The sequence below is a fragment of the Pseudomonas mandelii genome (assembly GCF_024138395.1).
In the GTDB taxonomy this organism is placed as follows: domain Bacteria; phylum Pseudomonadota; class Gammaproteobacteria; order Pseudomonadales; family Pseudomonadaceae; genus Aquipseudomonas; species Aquipseudomonas mandelii_E.
Map to the genome: position 1 here is coordinate 136196 of NZ_JAMYDU010000006.1, position 20341 is coordinate 156536.

The 20341-nt window shown below is 59.3% G+C and carries 20 protein-coding genes; all 20 read left to right on the forward strand.

What is annotated here, in order from left to right; genetic code table 11:
• Positions 1-3: 3 nt before the first annotated feature.
• On the forward strand, positions 4-699 hold the full coding sequence (gene pseF / locus NHU87_RS12665) for a pseudaminic acid cytidylyltransferase (RefSeq protein WP_253548780.1): 696 nt from the start codon (positions 4-6) through the stop codon (positions 697-699).
• Positions 696-2195 (forward strand): UDP-2,4-diacetamido-2,4,6-trideoxy-beta-L-altropyranose hydrolase, encoded by a 1500-nt coding sequence (gene pseG, locus NHU87_RS12670; protein WP_253548782.1) that lies wholly within the window; start codon positions 696-698, stop codon positions 2193-2195. The genes pseF and pseG overlap by 4 nt, the downstream gene beginning before the upstream one ends.
• The gene (pseI, locus tag NHU87_RS12675) at positions 2192-3244 is read left to right on the forward strand and encodes a pseudaminic acid synthase (RefSeq protein ID WP_253548784.1); all 1053 of its coding nucleotides are present in this window, start codon (positions 2192-2194) and stop codon (positions 3242-3244) included. The genes pseG and pseI overlap by 4 nt, the downstream gene beginning before the upstream one ends.
• Before the next feature lie 229 nt (positions 3245-3473).
• Positions 3474-4400: a ketoacyl-ACP synthase III gene (locus tag NHU87_RS12680; protein ID WP_253548786.1), complete on the forward strand. Its 927-nt coding sequence runs from the start codon at positions 3474-3476 to the stop codon at positions 4398-4400.
• 96 nt (positions 4401-4496) lie between these two features.
• Positions 4497-5789: a motility associated factor glycosyltransferase family protein gene (locus NHU87_RS12685; RefSeq protein ID WP_253548788.1), complete on the forward strand. Its 1293-nt coding sequence runs from the start codon at positions 4497-4499 to the stop codon at positions 5787-5789.
• A complete protein-coding gene (locus NHU87_RS12690; RefSeq protein ID WP_253548790.1) occupies positions 5786-6052 on the forward strand; it encodes a hypothetical protein in 267 nt (88 codons plus the stop codon). Before NHU87_RS12685 ends, NHU87_RS12690 begins: the two co-directional genes overlap by 4 nt.
• Positions 6053-6300: 248 nt before the next feature.
• Entirely contained in the window at positions 6301-7146 is an 846-nt protein-coding gene (locus NHU87_RS12695; RefSeq protein ID WP_253548792.1) for a flagellin domain-containing protein, read from the forward strand.
• A 70-nt stretch (positions 7147-7216) separates the two neighbouring features.
• Entirely contained in the window at positions 7217-7585 is a 369-nt protein-coding gene (locus tag NHU87_RS12700) for a flagellar protein FlaG (RefSeq protein ID WP_253548794.1), read from the forward strand.
• An 82-nt stretch (positions 7586-7667) separates the two neighbouring features.
• A complete protein-coding gene (fliD, locus tag NHU87_RS12705) occupies positions 7668-9110 on the forward strand; it encodes a flagellar filament capping protein FliD (RefSeq protein ID WP_253548796.1) in 1443 nt (480 codons plus the stop codon).
• A 126-nt stretch (positions 9111-9236) separates the two neighbouring features.
• Positions 9237-9632 carry a flagellar export chaperone FliS gene (fliS, locus tag NHU87_RS12710; RefSeq protein WP_052966716.1) on the forward strand — a complete coding sequence of 132 codons (396 nt, stop codon included), beginning with the start codon at positions 9237-9239 and terminating at the stop codon, positions 9630-9632.
• Positions 9633-9642: 10 nt separating this feature from the next.
• The gene (locus NHU87_RS12715) at positions 9643-9939 is read left to right on the forward strand and encodes a hypothetical protein (RefSeq protein WP_052966715.1); all 297 of its coding nucleotides are present in this window, start codon (positions 9643-9645) and stop codon (positions 9937-9939) included.
• Positions 9940-10111: 172 nt separating this feature from the next.
• Complete coding sequence (locus NHU87_RS12720) at positions 10112-11587, forward strand: sigma-54 dependent transcriptional regulator (RefSeq protein WP_007894189.1); 1476 nt, start codon at positions 10112-10114, stop codon at positions 11585-11587.
• 128 nt (positions 11588-11715) lie between these two features.
• Positions 11716-12921 (forward strand): sensor histidine kinase, encoded by a 1206-nt coding sequence (locus tag NHU87_RS12725; protein WP_253548798.1) that lies wholly within the window; start codon positions 11716-11718, stop codon positions 12919-12921.
• A 5-nt stretch (positions 12922-12926) separates the two neighbouring features.
• Positions 12927-14312: a sigma-54-dependent transcriptional regulator gene (locus NHU87_RS12730; protein WP_253548800.1), complete on the forward strand. Its 1386-nt coding sequence runs from the start codon at positions 12927-12929 to the stop codon at positions 14310-14312.
• Positions 14313-14456: 144 nt separating this feature from the next.
• On the forward strand, positions 14457-14786 hold the full coding sequence (gene fliE, locus NHU87_RS12735; protein WP_010456962.1) for a flagellar hook-basal body complex protein FliE: 330 nt from the start codon (positions 14457-14459) through the stop codon (positions 14784-14786).
• Positions 14787-14801: 15 nt separating this feature from the next.
• Positions 14802-16589, forward strand: a complete 1788-nt coding sequence (gene fliF, locus NHU87_RS12740; protein WP_253548802.1) for a flagellar basal-body MS-ring/collar protein FliF — start codon at positions 14802-14804, stop codon at positions 16587-16589.
• Positions 16582-17601 (forward strand): flagellar motor switch protein FliG, encoded by a 1020-nt coding sequence (fliG, locus tag NHU87_RS12745; protein ID WP_007894195.1) that lies wholly within the window; start codon positions 16582-16584, stop codon positions 17599-17601. Before fliF ends, fliG begins: the two co-directional genes overlap by 8 nt.
• A gap of 7 nt (positions 17602-17608) precedes the next feature.
• Positions 17609-18418: a flagellar assembly protein FliH gene (gene fliH, locus NHU87_RS12750; protein WP_253548804.1), complete on the forward strand. Its 810-nt coding sequence runs from the start codon at positions 17609-17611 to the stop codon at positions 18416-18418.
• Positions 18408-19766, forward strand: a complete 1359-nt coding sequence (fliI, locus tag NHU87_RS12755; protein ID WP_253548806.1) for a flagellar protein export ATPase FliI — start codon at positions 18408-18410, stop codon at positions 19764-19766. Before fliH ends, fliI begins: the two co-directional genes overlap by 11 nt.
• Before the next feature lie 6 nt (positions 19767-19772).
• Entirely contained in the window at positions 19773-20222 is a 450-nt protein-coding gene (gene fliJ / locus NHU87_RS12760; protein WP_253548808.1) for a flagellar export protein FliJ, read from the forward strand.
• Positions 20223-20341 lie beyond the last annotated feature (119 nt).

Below are 20341 nucleotides of genomic sequence, written 5' to 3' on the forward strand. Positions count from 1 at the left end.
CTCTTGAGCAGTGTTGCGATCATTCCGGCCCGCGGTGGCAGCAAGCGCATCCCGCGCAAGAACCTCAAGCCGTTCGACGGTGTGCCGATGATTGTCCGTTCGATTCGCACGGCGCTGGCGTCGAACCTGTTCGGCCAGGTGATCGTCAGCACCGACGATGAAGAGATCGCCGAGGTCGCACGGGCCCATGGCGCTCAGGTGCCGTTCATGCGCCCCGCGGCGCTTGCCGACGATTTCACCGGGACCGCAGCGGTGATCGTGCATGCCTTGAATCAGTTGCCGCCGTTCGACTATGCCTGCTGCATCTACGCGACGGCGCCGTTGTTGCACGCGCGTTATCTGCGTCAGGGGCATGAGTTGCTCGTGCAGCATCCGGACAAGTCTTTCGCGTTTTCGGTCAGCAGTTTCGGCTTCCCGGTGCAACGGGCCTTGACCCTCGACGAGCAGGGCGCCTTGACTTCGCTCTACCCGGAATTTCGCGAGACCCGCTCCCAGGACTTGCCCGAAGCTTTTCAAGATGCCGGCCAGTTCTATTGGGGGCGCAGCGAGGCCTGGTTGCGTGGCGATGTGCTGTTCTCGCCGGCGAGCCTGCCGGTGATCCTGCCACGGCATCTGGTGCAGGACATCGACACCCTCGAAGACTGGACGCGTGCCGAATACCTCTACGCCGCCTTGAAGGCCGGTGGTGAACTGCAATGAGAGTGCTGATCCGCGCTGATGCGTCGCCAACTATTGGCAGTGGCCATATCGCCCGTTGCCTGACCCTGGCCAGGGTGTTGCGCAAGCAGGGCACGCACGTTGCCTTCGCCTGTCGTCTGTTGCCGGGGCATCGGCTGCACAGTCTGCGTGCCGAGGGTTTCGAGACTTTCGCGCTGCCGGAGCGCTATCCCGATGAAGACCCGCAGCAGGCCATCGAGTCGATGCTGCCGTGGCAAGCGGACATCGCTGCGCTGGGGCAAGTATTGGAAAGTCATCCGGCTTTCGACTGGATCATCGCCGACCACTATGGCCTCGACCATCATTGGCAGACCGCGGCCCGCCGCTGGGCTCCGCGAATCGCGGCGGTGGACGATTTGGCCACTCGGCAATACAGCGTCGATCTGCTGCTCAATCAAAATCTGTCGGGCACGCCAGAGGCTTATGCCTCACTGCTGACGCCCGATTGCCAGACCCTGCTGGGCCCACGGTTTGCCCTGCTGCGCGATGAGTTCTGTTGCCCGGCAATCGAGATCAAACCTCGAGCCAGGCGAGTGCTGGTGAACTTCGGCGGTTTCGATGCGGCCATGCAGACCCACCACGCGATGTTGGCGCTGGCGGACTTCCATGAGCTGGAAGTCGATTTCGTGGCGGGTGCCGACAATCCGGCCTTGGAACAGATGCAGAGTCTGGTGGACTACCGCCCGAACTGGCGCCTGCACAGTTTTGTCAGCGATTTCTATCAGTTGATGACCGAAGCCGACCTGTTCATCGGTGCCGGTGGCGGTACCAGTTGGGAACGGGCGGCCATGGGGCTGCCGACGATCTGCATTGCGGTTTCGAATAATCAGCAGGCCAACGGCGAAGTGATGGCGACCTCGGGGGCTCATGTGTTCCTGGGCAGTCGCGAGCAGGTCAGCGTCGAGCAGTTACGCCAGACCATCGGCTTTGTCGTGGGCAATCAGGGGATTCGTCAGAGTCTGGCCGAACGTTCGCGGCAGTTGGTCGATGGCCGTGGAGCTCAGCGGGTGGCGGCAGCGCTGGCGGGGACGGTACTGCAGGTTCGTCAGGCCACTCTGGACGACGCGCAGTTGTTGTTCGACGGGCGCAATGCCGAGGCGGTTCGGCGCTGGTCGCTGGACACACACATCATCGATTGGCAACGGCATCAGGCGTGGGTGGCCGCGAGCCTGAGCAATCCGCGGCGGTTGCTGTTGATTGCCGAAACGGATGACGGCCCGGTCGGTGTGCTGCGTTATGACCTCGACGATGCCCGGGCCAAAGTCTCGATTTATCTGCTCGAAGGCCGTTTTGGCCTGGGCTGGGGCAGGGCGCTGCTGGCGCGGGGCGAAGCCTTCGTCACCGCTCATTGGCCGCGACTGAAAGCGATCACTGCTCAGGTGCTGCCGGCCAACCAGGCGTCGCTGAAAGTTTTCCGCGAGGCAGGTTTCACTCAGAGTGCTTGTGCGTTCACACGCGATTTAAAGGATCACCCATGACCAGTTTCAAGATCGGTAACCGCCTGATCGGTGCCGATGCGCCGCCGTTCATCATTGCCGAGATGAGCGGCAACCATAACCAGTCGCTGGACGTGGCGCTGCACATCGTCGAAGCCGCGGCCAAGGCCGGCGCGCACGCCTTGAAGCTGCAAACCTATACCGCCGAGACCATGACGCTGGACCTGTCCGAAGGCGAGTTCTTCATCAAGGACCCCAACAGCCTGTGGGCCGGTTCTTCGCTGTACGCGCTGTACGAGAAGGCCCATACGCCATGGGAATGGCACGCGCCGATTTTCGCCAGGGCCAAAGCGCTGGGCATGCTGGCGTTCTCCACACCGTTCGATGACACCGCCGTGGATTTCCTCGAAACCCTGGACGTGCCGGCCTACAAGATCGCCAGTTTCGAGAACACCGATCTGCCATTGATCCGGCGGGTCGCGGCCACCGGCAAGCCGCTGATCATCTCCACCGGCATGGCCAGCATCGCCGAACTCGACGAAACCGTGCGCGCGGCCCGTGAGGCCGGTTGCAAGGACTTGGTGTTGCTCAAGTGCACCAGCACGTACCCGGCGACGCCAGCCAACAGTAATGTGCGCACAATTCCTCATCTACGGGAGTTATTTGGCTGTGAAGTCGGTTTGTCCGATCATTCGATGGGCGTCGGTGTGTCCGTCGCCGCGGTAACGCTGGGGGCAACGGTGGTGGAAAAACACTTCACCCTCGACCGTGCCGCCGGTGGCGTGGACGCCAGTTTCTCCCTGGAACCGGCTGAACTCGCGAGCCTGGTGATCGAAACCGAACGCGCCTGGCAGGCGATGGGCCAAGTGCATTACGGCGTGACCGAGGCCGAGCGCAAGTCTCTGGTATACCGCCGTTCGCTGTACGTCACTCAGGACATGGCCGCCGGAGAACCTTTCACCGTCGCCAATCTGCGGGCCATCCGGCCTGGCCTGGGGCTCGCCCCCAAACACGCTGAAACCCTTCTGGGCCGCCGCGCCCGCCAGGCCATCAAGCGCGGAACGCCGCTGGGCTGGTCGCTGGTCGAATAACCCCTTGTGGGGCTGATTCGGCAAAATAGCGTGACCTGCGAGTCATAACGCGCATCTTCACTGTATTGTATAAAAAGGGGAGATGGCGCCTGGACTGTGTTTAGCCCAGTGATGGCCTTTTATTCTTCCCGCTGTCACCCCTTTGAGGGCGACGTTATTCGTTGTTTGTCGGCGCCCCTCGAATCCTTGCGAGCGGTGGTATTGGGCTGTTTATTATTGGGAAGCCGTAATGATTGGCATAAAGAGCATTGCGAGCTACGTTCCTGTAGCCGGCGTGGACAATTACGCACAAGGTGCAAAATTCGAAAAGGATGAAGAATTCATCCTGGGCAAGATCGGTTCGGCTTTCCTGCCGCGCAAAGATGCAGGACAAGAAACTTCGGACCTGTGTGTCGAAGCAGTCAACGCGCTGTTCGCCAACAATCCAGAATTGAAGCGCGAAGCCATCGACGTGCTGATCGTCGTTACCCAGAACGGTGACGAAGAAGGTCTGCCACACACCGCCGCCATCGTTCAGGACAAACTGGGCCTGCCGACGACCGTAGCTGCGTTCGATATTTCCCTGGGCTGCTCCGGTTACGTCTACGGCATCTACGCCATCAAGGGTTTCATGGAAGCCGCGGGCCTGAAGAATGGCCTGCTGGTGACCGCCGATCCGTACTCCAAGATCGTCGACCCGGAAGACCGCAACACCACCATGCTCTTCGGCGATGCTGCTACTGCCACCTGGATGGGCGAAGACGCGCCATGGCAGTTGGGCAAGGCCAAGTTTGGTACCGACGGTTCCGGCGCGCCGCACCTGAAGGTTTCCGACGGGGTGTTCTTCATGAACGGCCGTCAGGTCTTCAACTTCGCGCTGCTCAAAGTGCCGGCGCATTTGCATGAGTTGCTCGCTGACTCGGGCCTGAATGCTGACGATATCGATGCCTTCTGCATTCACCAGGGCAGCGCGGCGATTGTCGACGCGGTGGCGCGGCGTTTCGAGGGCGAGCCTGAGAAGTTCATCAAGGACATGGTCGAGACCGGTAATACTGTGTCGTCGAGCATTCCGTTGCTGCTGGAAAAACACGTGATCGATTCCAAGTGGAAGCGTGTGGCGCTCAGCGGTTTCGGTGTTGGTTTGTCTTGGGGATCGGCGATCATCTATCGTCCTTGAACCTCGGCTCTTTAGTCAAAGAAAGCCAGGCACAAAAAAAGCGTTCAAGGTGTAACCTTGAGCGCTATTTTTTTGCCCGAATCACAGCGAGGCGCCATGAGCGAGTTTTTTCAACCCAACGTCGAACTCATCCAGCGTCGCTGGCCGGCCGTGGCTGAGCGTCTGCTGTCTGAAGATCCGGGCCCTTTGCAGGCCGATCTGGTGGAAGGGCTCGGCTCGACCCTGAGCATCAACGGCATTCAGTTGACCAGTCGCCATGACCGTACTCGCGAAGCGCAACTTCAGGCCGAAAGCCTGCCGGTCGACAGTCCGGTGTTGCACGTTTACGGCACGGGGCTGGGTGATCTGCAACTGGAACTGCTGCAGCGTTCGGAGCTGATTCAGCTGCATGTACATATCCTCAACGGCGCCGTGTTCGCGCTGGTCTTGCAATTGCTCGATCAGCAGCCGTGGCTCAGCGATTCGCGTGTCCAGCTGCACTACGCCGGTGATTTGGCTGAAATCTGTTTGCCGTTCTTTGCCCTGCCTTCAGAACTGGTGCTGGCCGACGACTATAACGCCAGGATCCGCGACCGCTTGATCAGCGAAACCCATCTGACATTCAACAACCGTGAGTTCGATCCGGACAATCCGGAAATTGCGGCGCGCCTACTGGAAAGTGTCGAACAGATCCGCATTGATAGCGACGCCGCACAATTGTTCGCAACACATGCTGGCCAGCCGATGTTCGTCATCGCCACCGGACCGAGCCTGGAACAGCACTTCGTGACCTTGCGATCCATTCGCGGCCAGACTCCGCGACCACTGTTCGTTTGTGTCGATACTGCTTACCGGCCGCTGATCGATCACGGCATCATGCCGGATGTGGTCGTGACGATTGATCAGCGTATCTCGCAGCGTCACCTGCCACCCGAAAACAGCGCAAATACCACGCTGGTTTACATGCCGCTGGTGGACCCTGCCGTATTGCAGGCCTGGCAAGGCAAACGTTATGTCGCCTACTCGGCAAGCCCTGTTTTTCGGGATCTGCGCGAACAGCTCCCACGGACCGGGCTGTTTGCAGGCGGCAGCGTGATTCATCCGGCGGTGGACCTGGCGGTGAAAATGGGTGCCAGTCAGATCACGCTGTTCGGGGCTGACTTCGCGTTCCCCAACAACAAGACCCATGCTGGCTGGAATGATGGCGACCTTGGCCCCCAATTGGACGCGGCCCGCCATTGGGTGTTGGACGGGAACGGGCAGCGGGTCAAGACACAGCTCAATTTTCGCAGCTACCTGTGTGAGCTGGAGCGCTATATCGCTGCGCAGCCACAAGTAGCCTTCTACAACAGCAGTCGAGCCGGGGCGATGATTGCCGGCACGACATTTCATCCGGAGTTCAGTCGATGACCGAATTGCCCCTCGTGGATCAGGCCCGGCAATGTTCAGCGTTGTTTCGCTTGGGAAGGGATGTCGAGGCTGCGCTGGTCATGGTTGAGGTAGCGGAGCGGGTGCAGTTGCGGGTCGGCGGGGCAGACAGCCAGATCGCGGTCCGGTGGATGGCATTGCTGACAGGCATGCTTAATAGCCAGGAACGACAGGACTGGTTGGCGCTGGCGGACTACCTTGAATACGAACTGATCGATTTGCTGATGGCTGTCAATTCCGCGTAATGCCGTGGCAGACGGCGGGAGCGGGACTGTAAGGAAGGGTTGCGGCAGTTCTCTGGCGTCATTTTTTGGTGGTTGGATCGTCGCTAAACCTTGGTTTTACAGGGGGTGGCAGGGTGATGGCAAAAAATTTTAAAAATCCCCTCAAGCAACCTGCGTTGGCGACGATAACTATTACGAAGGTTCTCTAGGCCATACCGGGCGGTTGCCAGGGCCGGAAGCCGCAGTACCCAACCAACGAGGAATTCGTCATGGCTTTAACAGTAAACACCAACACTACCTCTCTGAATGTTCAGAAGAACCTGAACCGTGCTTCCGACGCTTTGTCGACTTCGATGACCCGTCTTTCCTCCGGCCTGAAAATCAACAGCGCCAAAGACGACGCCGCCGGTCTGCAGATCGCTACTCGTATGACTTCGCAAATCCGTGGTCAGACCATGGCTATCAAAAACGCCAACGACGGTGTTTCGATTGCTCAGACCGCTGAAGGCGCTCTGCAAGAGTCGAGCAACATTCTGCAGCGTATGCGTGAAATCGCACTGCAATCGCGTAACGACTCCAACGGCACTGCTGACCGTACCGCTCTGGACAAAGAATACCAACAGTCGATCGCTGAACTGACCCGTATCGCTCAGTCGACCAACCTGAACGGCAAAGCGCTGATCGACGGTACTGCTGGTGCGATGGAGTTCCAGGTAGGTTCGAACACAACTGCCGACAACCAGATCACTCTGACCCTGTCGACCAGCTTCGACGCCAGCGCCCTGGGCATGACCGGTACTGCCATTTCCGGTACTGACAACACCGTTAACCACACCAACGTTGATGCCTCTATCTCGGCTATCGACGCTGCTCTGGCAAACATCAACGCCACTCGCGCTGACCTGGGTGCTGCTCAGAACCGTTTCTCGACTACCATTTCCAACCTGCAGAACATCAACGAAAACGCCAGTGCTGCACTGAGCCGCGTACAAGATACCGACTTCGCTGCTGAAACTGCACAGCTGACCAAGCAACAAACTCTGCAACAAGCTTCCACCGCAGTTCTGGCTCAGGCCAACCAACTGCCATCCGCTGTACTGAAACTGCTTCAGTAATAGCTGGGTGAGTTTTGGCGGGAGAGTGCGCATGCGCTCTCTCGCTTTTTCAGTTTAAGAGGTGATGGACATGGATATGAGCGTGAAGCTGAACTTGTCTTATCCAGCTGCGAAGCCAGCGACGACTGTTGCTGACAAGCCGGTGGAGAAGCCTCGAGCCGATGCCCTTGTGGTGGCGCCGGTCAAGGATGAACAAAAGAACGACGCGGTATCCGAGCAGGACAAACTCAAGATGGCCGTTCAGGAAATTGAAAAGTTCGTTCAGTCGGTCAAGCGTAATCTGGAGTTCTCGATCGACGAGCCGTCAGGCAAAGTTGTCGTCAAGGTGATTGCCAGTGACTCGGGTGAGGTGGTTCGCCAAATCCCCAATGAAGAAGTCCTGAAACTGGCCAATAGTTTGAATGATGCAAGCAGCCTGTTGTTCAGCGCGAAAGTCTGACAGCTGGCATGAATATTGTTGCTATGTTCTTTTGGACGTTGTAGTGGTCAAAAGGCCGGCGACACACTGAAGGGAGATATACATGGCAAGTCCAATTCTACCGGGCACGGGTTTAGGCTCTGGCCTTGATACCGGTGCTATTGTCAAAGCCTTGGTCAATGCTGACAAGGCAGCCAAGCAGAACCAGATCGACCGTCAGACGACCACCAACACCGCGCAGATTTCCGGTATTGGTTCCCTCAAAAGTGTCCTGGCGAACTTCCAGACTGCAATCAAGAATCTGGGCAATACGCAAACTCCACAATTCCTGGGCTACAACGCCACCTCCGCTGACGCGAAAGTATTGACCGCTGTGGCCAGCAACACGGCCGTCAACGGCACTTACGTGGTCAAGGTCACTAACCTTGCGACCTCCTCCAAAGTGGCTACCGCAGCCTTTGCCGGCGGTACCAGCAGTGCCATTGCTAGCGGCACGCTCAATATCACGCAAAACGGCGTTTCCAGTTCTGTAACCATTCCGGCGGGCGCGACATTGCAGTCGGTTCGGGATGCGATAAACACCCAGCAGGGCGCCAACGGCTTCAGTGCCAACATCGTGACCGACTCGTTTGGCTCGCGCCTGGTGTTGGGTTCCACGGTGACCGGTGCCGGTTCCGATATCACCCTTAGCGGTATTGCTGGTCTGGAGATCAATGCCGGCCAACAGATGGGTGCAACACCGACAGCTGCTTCGGCGGGTGCCATCGGTGAATTCGCGGTGGATGCCAAGTTCACCGTGGACGGGCTTGCGCTGACCAGCAAAAGCAACAAGGTTGACGCGGCCATTTCCGGCTTGACCCTGAATCTGGTCGCTGGTGGTGATGTAACCACGACGGTGACAGTCGGCCCGAACAGTGATGGCCTGAAAAAATCCATTCAAGCATTCGTTGACGCTTATAACCAGGTTGTAACCAGTGTTAATGCGCTGACCAAGCCTTCCCTGGACGATGATGGCAAACCGACCATTCCTGCTGCACTGACCGGTGATCCGTTGGCGCGCGGCATTCTGGCGTCCATTCGTCAGCCGTTGGTCACGACCGGTGCAGGTGACAAGCTCACTGTTCTGTCGCAACTGGGCATTACCACCAATCAGAAAACCGGTGCGCTGGATTTCGATAGCACCAAGTTCACGACCGCGATGGATACCCAAAAGCTCGGTGGTGAGGTTCAGAAGCTATTCCTGGGTGATCCGACGGCGACTGGCGATGCCGCCAAGGGCTTGTTGACGCGCATGAGCGATGCCCTTACCCCTTACACGGTCACGGGTAGCGAGGGTATTCTCGACGCGCGTTCGACCAGCCTGGCCAAGGCCAAGTCGAATCTAGCCAACCAGCAGGCAGCCCTGGATCGCCGTATCGAGACGCTGACGGCGGTGTTGACCAAGAAGTACAACGACATGGACTCTCTGGTCGGCAAACTCAAGGCAACTGCCAGCAACATCACCTCGATGTTTGAGGCAATGAACGCGCAGAAAAACGCCTCTTAACGCATAAACGCCAAAAGCCCGACAGCGGATTCCGCTTGTCGGGCTTTTTTTGGTTTGGTCTAAAGATTTTTGACGCCATGTCGATACACTGGCTATACGAATCACAGAGTTTGGATGAGGTACAGCATGAACCCGATGTTAGCCCTTCGGCAGTATCAGAAGATTGGTGCGCAAGCCCAGACTTCCGAGGCCAGTCCTCATCGTCTGGTGCAAATGCTTATGGAGGGCGGTCTGGATCGCATCGCTCAGGCCAAAGGGGCCATGGAGCGCAAGGATGTCGCCAACAGAGGCGTTCTGATCGGCAAGGCCATCGGCATTATCGGTGGCCTGCGTGAAGGTCTGGATCTGGAAAACCAGGCTGACTCGGTGACTGAGCTCGATAACCTCTACACCTACATGATGAAGCGTCTGGCTGAAGCCAATCTCAAGACCGATCCAAAAATTCTCGACGAAGTCGCCGACCTGCTTCGCACGGTCAAAGACGGTTGGGATGCCATTGCCGCACCGGGTCCGCAGTTTTAAGGAGATCACCATGAGTCTTGTCTTGCAGCGAATCGAACAAACCCGCGATGCCCTCGTCGGTGCATTGGCCGAGCGCAACTGGGAAGCCATTGGTGAATTGGACCTGGCTTGCCGTTCCTGCATGGAAGACGTTTTGAGTGAAGCTTCGGTGGACGAGGCCGCGTTGCGTGACAACCTTGAGGAGTTGCTGGGGGTGTATAAACAGCTTCTGGAGGCGGCGACGGGGGAGAGGCAAGCGATAGTCGACGAGATGTCGCAGATCCACCAAGCGCAGAACGCGGCAAAGGTTTACCATCTGTTTGGTTAGTTAACCCTCAGTTAATCCAAACATAGTGCGCCATAAATTTGACTGTGCACGGTTTTTTGACTTAACTAGTGGCTGGTTCCAGATTTCAGGCGTCTACAGGCATAACGTGTCTGCAAGCGTCTAGCTTGCCCCTCATTTTGGGCATTGAGTTGACTAGGGAAGTTGCTATTGCATGTGGCGTGAAACCAAAATTCTGCTGATTGATGACGATAGCGTCCGCCGCCGCGACTTGGCGGTGATTTTAAATTTTCTTGGCGAAGAAAATTTACCCTGTGGCAGCCATGACTGGCAGCAGGCGGTCGGCTCTTTGTCATCAAGTCGTGAAGTAATCTGTGTCCTCATCGGGACGGTAAATGCTCCTGGTGCACTTTTGGGCCTGTTAAAGACACTCTCAACCTGGGATGAGTTCCTTCCGGTTTTGTTAATGGGCGATAATTCTTCCATTGACTTGCCGGAAGACCAGCGTCGCCGGGTGCTTTCGACTCTCGAAATGCCACCCAGCTACAGCAAATTGCTCGACTCGTTGCACCGGGCCCAGGTCTATCGCGAAATGTATGACCAGGCGCGTGAGCGCGGTCGTCACCGTGAACCCAATCTTTTCCGCAGTCTCGTCGGCACCAGCCGGGCGATTCAACACGTCCGGCAGATGATGCAGCAAGTCGCCGATACCGATGCCAGCGTGCTGATCCTCGGTGAGTCCGGGACCGGCAAGGAAGTGGTCGCGCGTAACCTGCACTACCACTCCAAGCGTCGTGACGCGCCGTTCGTGCCGGTCAACTGCGGCGCTATCCCGGCCGAGTTGCTGGAAAGCGAATTGTTCGGCCACGAGAAGGGTGCCTTCACCGGAGCGATCACCAGTCGCGCCGGGCGTTTCGAGCTGGCCAACGGCGGTACCCTGTTCCTCGACGAAATCGGCGACATGCCGCTGCCGATGCAGGTCAAGCTGTTGCGTGTGTTGCAGGAGCGCACTTTTGAGCGCGTGGGCAGCAACAAGACCCAAAGCGTCGATGTGCGGATCATTGCAGCGACCCACAAGAATCTCGAAAGCATGATCGAGATCGGCACCTTCCGCGAAGACCTCTACTATCGCTTGAATGTGTTCCCGATCGAGATGGCGCCATTGCGCGAACGCGTCGAAGACATTCCGCTGCTGATGAACGAGTTGATCTCGCGCATGGAGCACGAGAAGCGCGGTTCGATCCGTTTCAACTCGGCGGCGATCATGTCGCTGTGCCGTCACGGCTGGCCGGGCAACGTTCGTGAGCTGGCCAACCTGGTGGAGCGCATGGCGATCATGCACCCGTACGGGGTGATCGGCGTGGTCGAGTTGCCGAAGAAATTCCGCTACGTCGATGACGAAGACGAGCAACTGGTCGACAGCCTGCGCAGCGATCTTGAAGAGCGGGTGGCCATCAACGGTCATACCCCGGACTTCACCGCCAATGCGCTGCTGCCGCCGGAAGGCCTGGACCTGAAGGACTACCTCGGTGGTCTGGAACAAGGGCTGATTCAGCAGGCGCTGGATGATGCCAATGGCATCGTGGCGCGGGCGGCTGAACGGCTGCGGATTCGTCGCACCACGCTGGTGGAAAAGATGCGCAAGTACGGCATGAGTCGTCGTGACGGTGATGAACAGGCGGATGATTGACGCCTGTTTTTCAACTCCTTCATTTATAGGCGGTTTTTTTTAGGCACGGGTATTGCTACATCCCTCGCAACGTTCCGTTTAACTGACGGTCAACCACGCGAGAGAGCACGATGCCCCCAGCCGCCCAGATGTCTCCTGTCCCAGATGCTTCGGGGCAACCGTCGTCCGTAGAGCAGGCAAGCCGGCTTGGCCTTGAGCAGGCGTTTGCGCTGTTCAGCCAGATGTCGAGCCAATTGACCGATTCCTACAGCATGCTCGAAGCCCGGGTCACCGAGCTCAAGGGCGAGCTGGCGGTGGTCAGTGCTCAGCGCATGCAGGAGCTGGCGGAAAAAGAACGCCTGGCCAACCGTCTGCAAAATCTCCTCGATCTGTTGCCTGGCGGCGTCATCGTGATCGACGCCCAAGGCATCGTGCGCGAAGCCAATCCCGCTGCCAGTGAACTGCTCGGCCTGCCCCTTGAAGGCGAGCTGTGGCGTCATGTGATTGCCCGATGCTTTGCTCCGCGCGAAGACGACGGTCACGAAATCTCCCTCAAGGATGGTCGACGTCTATCGATCGCCACGCGCTCGCTGGATGCCGAGCCCGGTCAATTGGTGCTGCTCAACGACCTGACTGAAACCCGCCATCTGCAAGATCAACTGGCTCGTCATGAGCGCCTGTCGTCTCTCGGTCGCATGGTCGCGTCGTTGGCTCATCAGATTCGCACGCCGTTGTCTGCAGCCTTGCTCTATGCCAGTCATTTGACTGAGCAGGCGTTGCCGGTCGAGACCCAGCAACGTTTTGCCGGGCGCCTGAAAGAGCGTCTGCATGAGTTGGAACACCAGGTTCGCGACATGCTGGTGTTCGCTCGCGGCGAGCTGCCGTTGACTGATCGCGTGACCCCCAAGTGGCTGATGCAATCGCTGCAAGCGGCAGCGCTGACCCACGTTCAGGACTTGCCGATTCGCTGGCAGTGCGACAGTCATGTCGGTGAGTTGTTGTGCAATCGCGACACCTTGGTCGGGGCGATTCTCAATCTGATCGAGAACGCCATTCAGGCCAGCGCCGGCGATGTCCGTTTGAAAGTTCACCTGTATACCCGCGGCAACAACCTGCGCCTCTGCGTCAGCGACAGCGGCAGTGGTATCGACACGAAGGTGCTGGCGCGTTTGGGTGAGCCGTTTTTCACCACCAAAACCACCGGCACCGGCCTGGGCCTGACCGTGGTCAAGGCAGTGGCCCGCGCCCATCAGGGAGAATTGCAGTTGCGCTCGCGGCCGGGTCGCGGCACGTGTGCGCAAGTGATCTTGCCGCTTTTTTCTGCTGAACAACCCAGCGCTCAGGGAGCGAAGTGAAGGACATGGCCATCAAGGTTTTACTGGTCGAGGATGACCGCGCGCTACGCGAAGCATTGGCCGATACGCTATTACTTGCAGGGCACGATTACAGGGCCGTCGGTTCGGCGGAAGAGGCGCTGGTTGCGGTCGGCGCCGAGGCATTTAACCTGGTACTCAGCGACGTCAACATGCCGGGCATGGACGGTCATCAGCTGCTGGGATTGCTGCGGGCTCGTCAGCCGCAGTTGCCAGTGTTGCTGATGACCGCTCACGGCGCTGTCGAGCGCGCGGTCGACGCCATGCGTCAGGGCGCGGCGGATTATCTGGTCAAGCCGTTCGAGCCTAAAGCCTTGCTCGATCTGGTAGCGCGTCACGCACTCGGCAATCTCGGTGCGACCGAGAGCGAGGGGCCTGTGGCATTCGAGCCGGCCAGTGCGCAATTGCTGGAATTGGCCGCGCGAGTGGCGCGCAGTGACTCCACGGTGTTGATCTCCGGTGAGTCCGGGACCGGCAAGGAAGTGCTGGCGCGTTACATCCATCAGCATTCTCATCGCGCCAGTCAGCCATTCATTGCGATCAACTGCGCAGCGATCCCGGACAACATGCTTGAAGCCACCTTGTTCGGTCACGAAAAGGGTTCGTTCACCGGCGCCATCGCGGCCCAGGCCGGCAAGTTCGAACAGGCCGATGGCGGCACGATCCTGCTCGATGAAATCTCCGAAATGCCCCTTGGTCTTCAAGCCAAATTACTGCGCGTATTGCAGGAGCGCGAAGTTGAGCGAGTCGGTGCACGCAAGCCGATCACGCTGGATATCCGAGTGGTCGCCACCACCAACCGTGACTTGGCCGGTGAAGTGGCGGCGGGGCGTTTTCGCGAAGACCTTTACTATCGCCTGTCGGTGTTCCCGCTGGCCTGGCGTCCGTTGCGCGAGCGCACCGCCGACATCCTGCCGCTGGCCGAGCGACTGCTGGCCAAACACGTCAATAAAATGAAACATGCCGCGGCGAAGCTCTCGCCCGAGGCGCAAGCATGCCTGATCGGTTACCCGTGGCCAGGCAACGTGCGTGAGCTGGATAACGCGATCCAGCGTGCCTTGATTCTGCAGCAGGGCGGTTTGATCCAGCCCCGGGATTTCTGCCTGGCCGGGCCTGTGGCGTGTGCACCGTTGCCGGCATTGGTGTCGATGCCTGTGGGCGCAGTAGAAGTCGAAGCCGAATCAGCGGGTGCCCTCGGCGATGACCTGCGGCGCCGTGAATTCCAGATGATCATCGACACCTTGCGCTCCGAGCGCGGCCGTCGCAAAGAAGCTGCCGAGCGACTGGGCATCAGCCCGCGCACCTTGCGCTACAAGCTGGCGCAAATGCGCGACGCCGGGATGGACGTGGAAGCGCACTTGTTCGCCACGTGATGGGGCGTAAAAAAAGCACAGGAGAGCTTTTGTTTAGAGCGGTCACAGAGCTGGCACCCTTGTTGCTAACACCTCACTACCCGCCGAGTGAGTGTCAAAAAATTGCGGGTAGCCAAAGACGTAGCTTCGTCAAAGAGAGAAACCATGAGCCAAGGTATTGAATTCAATCGGTTGATGCTGGACATGCGCTCCATGCAAATGGATGCGATGTCTGCGCCGAAATCGACTGCCGCAGTCCCTGAATTGGGTGGCAGCAGCTTTTCCGACATGCTCGGTCAGGCCGTCAATAAAGTGAACGACACCCAGCAGGCGTCCAGTCAGTTGGCCAGTGCCTTCGAGATCGGTAAAAGCGGCGTCGACCTGACGGACGTGATGATTTCCTCACAGAAGGCCAGCGTGTCTTTTCAGGCACTGACCCAAGTGCGTAACAAGCTGGTTCAGGCTTACCAAGACATCATGCAGATGCCGGTTTAAGGACGAGATTGAGTCATGGCAGAAGCAATCGCCGATAATGTTCCGGCCAAGGCCACACCAGTAGACGGCAAACCGCCGCTGTTCGGGTTGTCCTTCCTGGAAAACCTCTCCGAGATGACCATGTTGCGTCAGGTGGGCCTGTTGGTCGGCCTGGCTGCGAGCGTGGCGATTGGCTTTGCCGTGGTGTTGTGGTCCCAGCAGCCAGACTACCGGCCTCTGTACGGCAGCCTTGCCGGTCTGGACGCCAAGCAGGTCATGGAAACCCTGGCCGCAGCCGACATTCCCTATACCGTTGAACCGAACTCAGGTGCCTTGCTGGTCAAGGCCGATGACCTGTCTCGTGCGCGGCTCAAGCTCGCGGGCGCTGGTGTCACTCCCAGCGACGGCAACATCGGTTTCGAGATCCTCGACAAGGAGCAGGGGCTGGGTACCAGCCAGTTCATGGAAGCGACCCGCTATCGTCGCGGCCTGGAAGGCGAACTGGCCCGGACCATTTCCAGCCTGAACAACGTCAAGGGTGCCCGTGTGCACTTGGCGATTCCGAAAAGTTCGGTGTTCGTGCGTGATGAACGCAAGCCCAGCGCTTCGGTTCTGGTTGAGCTGTATTCCGGTCGCTCGCTGGAGCCGGGTCAGGTCGTCGCCATCATCAATCTGGTGGCGACCAGCGTTCCCGAGCTAAGCAAATCGCAGATCACCGTGGTCGATCAGAAGGGCAACCTGCTGTCGGATCAGGCGGAAAACTCCGAACTGACCATGGCCGGCAAGCAATTCGATTACAGCCGTCGCATGGAAAGCATGCTAACCCAGCGTGTGCACAACATTCTGCAACCGGTGTTGGGCAACGATCGCTATAAAGCCGAAGTCTCGGCTGATGTGGATTTCAGTGCCGTCGAGTCGACTTCCGAGCAGTTCAACCCGGATCAGCCGGCGTTGCGCAGTGAGCAATCGGTCAACGAACAACGCACCGCCAGCAATGGCCCGCAAGGTGTGCCGGGTGCCCTGAGCAACCAGCCGCCATCGCCAGCCTCGGCGCCGCAAACCACCGGTGGCGCCACCGCGTCGGCCGGCATGGTGCAGCCAGGCCAGCCGTTGCTCGATGCCAACGGTCAGCAAATCATGGACCCGGCCACCGGCCAGCCAATGCTGGCGCCGTACCCGGCGGACAAGCGTCAACAATCCACCAAAAACTTCGAACTCGACCGTTCCATCAGCCACACCAAACAACAGCAGGGCCGTTTGAATCGCCTGTCGGTGTCGGTGGTGGTGGATGACCAGGTCAAGGTCAACGCGGCCAACGGCGAAACGACTCGTGCGCCGTGGAGCGCCGATGAATTGGCGCGCTTCACTCGCCTGGTACAGGATGCGGTCGGTTTCGACGCCAGCCGTGGCGACAGCGTCAGTGTGATCAACATGCCGTTCTCCGCCGAGCGCGGTGAAGCGATCGCCGAGATTCCGTTCTACTCCCAGCCGTGGTTCTGGGACATCGTCAAGCAAGTGCTGGGTGTGTTGTTCATCTTGGTGCTGGTGTTCGGTGTGCTGCGTCCGGTGCTCAACAACATCACCGGTGGCGGCAAAGACAAGCAACTCGCAGGCCTGGGCAGCGACGTCGAACTCGGTGGCATGGGCGGCCTGGACGGCGAACTGGCCAACGACCGCGTCAGCCTCGGCGGCCCGACCAGCATCCTGCTGCCGAGCCCGAGCGAGGGCTATGACGCACAGTTGAACGCAATCAAGAGTCTGGTGGCAGAAGATCCGGGTCGCGTGGCCCAGGTCGTGAAAGAGTGGATTAACGCAGATGAGTGATAACCGAGCCGTTGCCGCCAAACTGACCAAGGTCGACAAAGCCGCGATTCTGCTGCTGTCCCTCGGTTCCACCGATGCTGCGCAAGTGCTGCGCCACATGGGGCCCAAAGAGGTCCAGCGTGTGGGTGTGGCGATGGCCCAGATGGGCAACGTGCACCGCGAGCAGGTCGAACAGGTGATGAGTGAGTTCGTCGACATCGTCGGCGACCAGACCAGCCTGGGTGTCGGCTCCGATGACTACGTGCGCAAAATGCTCACCCAGGCCCTGGGCGAAGACAAGGCCAACGGCCTGATCGACCGGATCCTGCTGGGCGGCAACACCAGTGGCCTCGACAGCCTGAAGTGGATGGAGCCGCGCGCCGTCGCCGACGTGATCCGTTACGAACACCCGCAGATCCAGGCGATCGTGGTGGCGTATCTCGACCCGGATCAGGCCGGTGAAGTACTGGGCAACTTCGACCACAAGGTCCGGCTGGACATCATCCTGCGCGTGTCTTCATTGAACACCGTGCAGCCAGCGGCCCTGAAAGAACTCAACCAGATTCTCGAAAAGCAGTTCTCCGGCAACTCGAATGCCTCGCGCACCACCCTGGGTGGCATCAAGCGTGCCGCCGACATCATGAACTTCCTCGACAGCTCGATCGAAGGTCAGTTGATGGATTCGATCCGCGAAGTCGACGAAGACCTGTCCGGTCAGATCGAAGACCTCATGTTCGTGTTCAACAACCTGTCCGATGTCGACGACCGCGGCATTCAGGCGCTGTTGCGCGAAGTGTCCTCGGACGTCCTGGTGCTGGCCCTCAAGGGTTCGGACGAAGGCGTCAAGGAAAAGATCTTCAAGAACATGTCCAAACGGGCGGCCGAACTGTTGCGCGACGACCTCGAGGCCAAAGGCCCGGTGCGCGTCAGCGACGTGGAAACCGCGCAGAAAGAAATCCTCACCATTGCCCGCCGTATGGCCGAAGCCGGAGAAATCGTTCTCGGCGGGAAGGGCGGCGAAGAGATGATCTAAGGTCACTATGTCGTCCAAACATGATGAGTCCAATACCGACCTGATCCGTGCCAAGGACGTCGGTGGTTTCGACATCTGGTCACTGCCCAGTTTCGACCCGTTTGTGCCGGAACCCGAGCCGGAGCCGGAGCCCGAACTGCCGGAAATGGAAGAAGTGCCGCTGGAAGAAGTCCAGCCGCTGACCCTCGAAGAGCTCGAAAGCATTCGCCAGGAGGCCTACAACGAAGGCTTCGCCGTTGGTGAAAAAGAAGGTTTCCACAGCACCACGCTTAAGGTTCGTCAAGAAGCCGAAGTGGCTCTGACGGCCAAGATCGCCGGCCTGGAACAGCTGATGGCCAACCTGTTCGAGCCGATTGCCGAGCAGGACACGCAAATCGAAAAGTCGCTGGTCGACCTTGTGCGGCACATCACCAAGCAAGTGATTCAGCGCGAACTGGCCATCGACTCGACGCAGATCGAACACGTCATGCGTGAAGCGCTCAAGCTCTTGCCGCTGGGCGTGGGCAACGTACGGCTGTACATCAATCCGCAGGATTTCGAACAGGTCAAAGCCCTGCGCGAGCGCCATGAAGAAACCTGGCGCATCGTCGAGGACGAGTCCTTGTTGCCGGGCGGCTGTCGGGTCGAGACTGAACACAGTCGCATCGACGCCACCATCGAAACCCGTATTACCCAAGTCATGGCCAAGCTGTTCGATCAATTGCACGATCAGGCGCTGCACCCGGCCGCGCCGGACCTGAGCCTGGAACTGCCGATCGACGAAAAGCCTGTGGTCGCCCCGATCGAGCCGGCACTGGACGATCCCGATGCGCCTTGATCGCACCAGCTTCGCCAAACGCCTCGGTAGCTACGCCGAGGCCACGGAGCTTGCCGGCGCGCCGATCCTCGAAGGTCGCCTGCTGCGCATGGTCGGCCTGACCCTCGAAGCCGAAGGCTTGCGCGCCGCCATGGGCAGCCGCTGCATGGTCATCAACGATGACAGCTATCACCCGGTACAGGTCGAAGCCGAGGTCATGGGTTTCTCTGGCAGCAAAGTTTTTCTGATGCCGGTTGGCAGCGTCGCCGGCATCGCCCCCGGTGCCCGGGTGGTTCCCCTGGCTGATACCGGTCGTTTGCCGATGGGCATGAGCATGCTCGGGCGGGTGCTCGATGGCGCCGGTCGTGCGCTGGACGGCAAGGGCGGCATGAAAGCCGAAGACTGGGTGCCGATGGACGGCCCGACCATCAACCCGCTCAAGCGTGACCCGATCAGCCAGCCGCTGGACGTGGGCATTCGTTGCATTAACGGTTTGTTGACGGTCGGTCGCGGCCAGCGGCTTGGGCTGTTCGCCGGTACTGGCGTGGGCAAGAGTGTGCTGTTGGGCATGATGACTCGCTTCACCGAGGCCGACATTATCGTGGTCGGGCTGATCGGTGAGCGGGGTCGTGAAGTTAAAGAATTCATCGAGCACATCCTCGGTGAAGAGGGGCTCAAGCGTTCGGTGGTGGTGGCGTCGCCGGCGGACGATGCGCCGCTGATGCGTTTGCGCGCGGCCATGTACTGCACGCGAATCGCCGAATATTTCCGCGACAAGGGCAAGAATGTCCTGTTGCTCATGGATTCTCTGACCCGTTTCGCCCAGGCCCAGCGGGAAATCGCCCTGGCTATTGGCGAGCCGCCAGCGACCAAGGGCTATCCGCCATCGGTGTTCGCCAAGCTGCCGAAACTGGTGGAACGGGCCGGTAACGCTGAAAAGGGCGGCGGTTCGATCACGGCGTTTTACACCGTATTGTCCGAAGGCGACGATCAGCAAGACCCGATCGCCGACGCGGCGCGGGGTGTGCTCGATGGGCACATCGTGCTGTCCCGGCGTCTGGCCGAGGAGGGGCATTACCCGGCCATCGATATCGAAGCGTCCATCAGTCGGGTGATGCCGTCGGTGGTCGGCATCAAGCACATGAATCATGCGCAGATGTTCAAGCAATACTGGTCGCGCTATCAGCAGAGCCGCGATCTGATCAGCGTCGGCGCCTATGTGCCCGGCGGTGACCGGGAAACTGACGCCGCGATCCATCTGCAACCGGCCATGACGATGTACCTGCGCCAGGGCTTGAACGACAACATCAGCATGGGCGCCAGCGAAAACCATCTCGCTTCGGTCTTCGCGCCAGCGCCGGGCGGCTAACCGGCCATGGCTCAGAGCCGCGCGGCACGTCTGGCACCCGTGGTGGAAATGGCTGAAAAGGCCGAGAAAACCGCCGTCCAGCGCTTGGGGCACTTCCAGGGTCAGGTCCGTCTGGCGGAAAGCAAACTCGCCGACCTGGAAAATTTTCGTCTGGAATACCAGGAGCAGTGGATCGTGCGCGGCAGCAGCGGCGTGTCGGGCCAGTGGCTGCTGGGCTATCAGGGCTTTCTCGCGCAATTGGGCACGGCCATCGACCAGCAGCGCCAGAGTCTGAACTGGCATCAAAACAACCTGAACAAGTCTCGTGAAGCCTGGCAGCAGGCGTTTGCCCGGGTCGAAGGCTTGCGCAAACTGGTTCAGCGCTACAAGGATGAGGCGCGGCAACTGGAAGACAAGCGCGAGCAGAAGCTGCTGGACGAGCTGTCCCAGCGGTTGCCGCGTCAGGATCCGTATTGAGTCAGGTGGCCCGCGTTATCGTTCTTCGCGGGCAAGCCTCGCTCCTACAAGCGAAGGCGGTTTCACAAACCGTACAAATTTTTCAGCCTTGCTCCAGCCCCCATCAGGTGCTAAACCTT

Bases quoted from the DNA above. Each gene is read 5' to 3' on its own strand.
- NHU87_RS12680 (WP_253548786.1), top strand. From the start codon at position 3,474: ATGATTGGCATAAAGAGCATTGCGAGCTACGTTCCTGTAGCCGGCGTG.
- fliE (WP_010456962.1), top strand. From the start codon at position 14,457: ATGAGCCAAGGTATTGAATTCAATCGGTTGATGCTGGACATGCGCTCC.
- fliH (WP_253548804.1), top strand. From the start codon at position 17,609: ATGTCGTCCAAACATGATGAGTCCAATACCGACCTGATCCGTGCCAAG.
- fliG (WP_007894195.1), top strand. From the start codon at position 16,582: ATGAGTGATAACCGAGCCGTTGCCGCCAAACTGACCAAGGTCGACAAA.
- NHU87_RS12690 (WP_253548790.1), top strand. From the start codon at position 5,786: ATGACCGAATTGCCCCTCGTGGATCAGGCCCGGCAATGTTCAGCGTTG.
- fliJ (WP_253548808.1), top strand. From the start codon at position 19,773: ATGGCTCAGAGCCGCGCGGCACGTCTGGCACCCGTGGTGGAAATGGCT.
- NHU87_RS12695 (WP_253548792.1), top strand. From the start codon at position 6,301: ATGGCTTTAACAGTAAACACCAACACTACCTCTCTGAATGTTCAGAAG.
- NHU87_RS12730 (WP_253548800.1), top strand. From the start codon at position 12,927: ATGGCCATCAAGGTTTTACTGGTCGAGGATGACCGCGCGCTACGCGAA.
- fliF (WP_253548802.1), top strand. From the start codon at position 14,802: ATGGCAGAAGCAATCGCCGATAATGTTCCGGCCAAGGCCACACCAGTA.
- NHU87_RS12700 (WP_253548794.1), top strand. From the start codon at position 7,217: ATGGATATGAGCGTGAAGCTGAACTTGTCTTATCCAGCTGCGAAGCCA.
- pseI (WP_253548784.1), top strand. From the start codon at position 2,192: ATGACCAGTTTCAAGATCGGTAACCGCCTGATCGGTGCCGATGCGCCG.
- NHU87_RS12720 (WP_007894189.1), top strand. From the start codon at position 10,112: ATGTGGCGTGAAACCAAAATTCTGCTGATTGATGACGATAGCGTCCGC.
- NHU87_RS12715 (WP_052966715.1), top strand. From the start codon at position 9,643: ATGAGTCTTGTCTTGCAGCGAATCGAACAAACCCGCGATGCCCTCGTC.
- NHU87_RS12725 (WP_253548798.1), top strand. From the start codon at position 11,716: ATGTCTCCTGTCCCAGATGCTTCGGGGCAACCGTCGTCCGTAGAGCAG.
- pseG (WP_253548782.1), top strand. From the start codon at position 696: ATGAGAGTGCTGATCCGCGCTGATGCGTCGCCAACTATTGGCAGTGGC.
- NHU87_RS12685 (WP_253548788.1), top strand. From the start codon at position 4,497: ATGAGCGAGTTTTTTCAACCCAACGTCGAACTCATCCAGCGTCGCTGG.
- fliI (WP_253548806.1), top strand. From the start codon at position 18,408: ATGCGCCTTGATCGCACCAGCTTCGCCAAACGCCTCGGTAGCTACGCC.
- fliD (WP_253548796.1), top strand. From the start codon at position 7,668: ATGGCAAGTCCAATTCTACCGGGCACGGGTTTAGGCTCTGGCCTTGAT.
- fliS (WP_052966716.1), top strand. From the start codon at position 9,237: ATGAACCCGATGTTAGCCCTTCGGCAGTATCAGAAGATTGGTGCGCAA.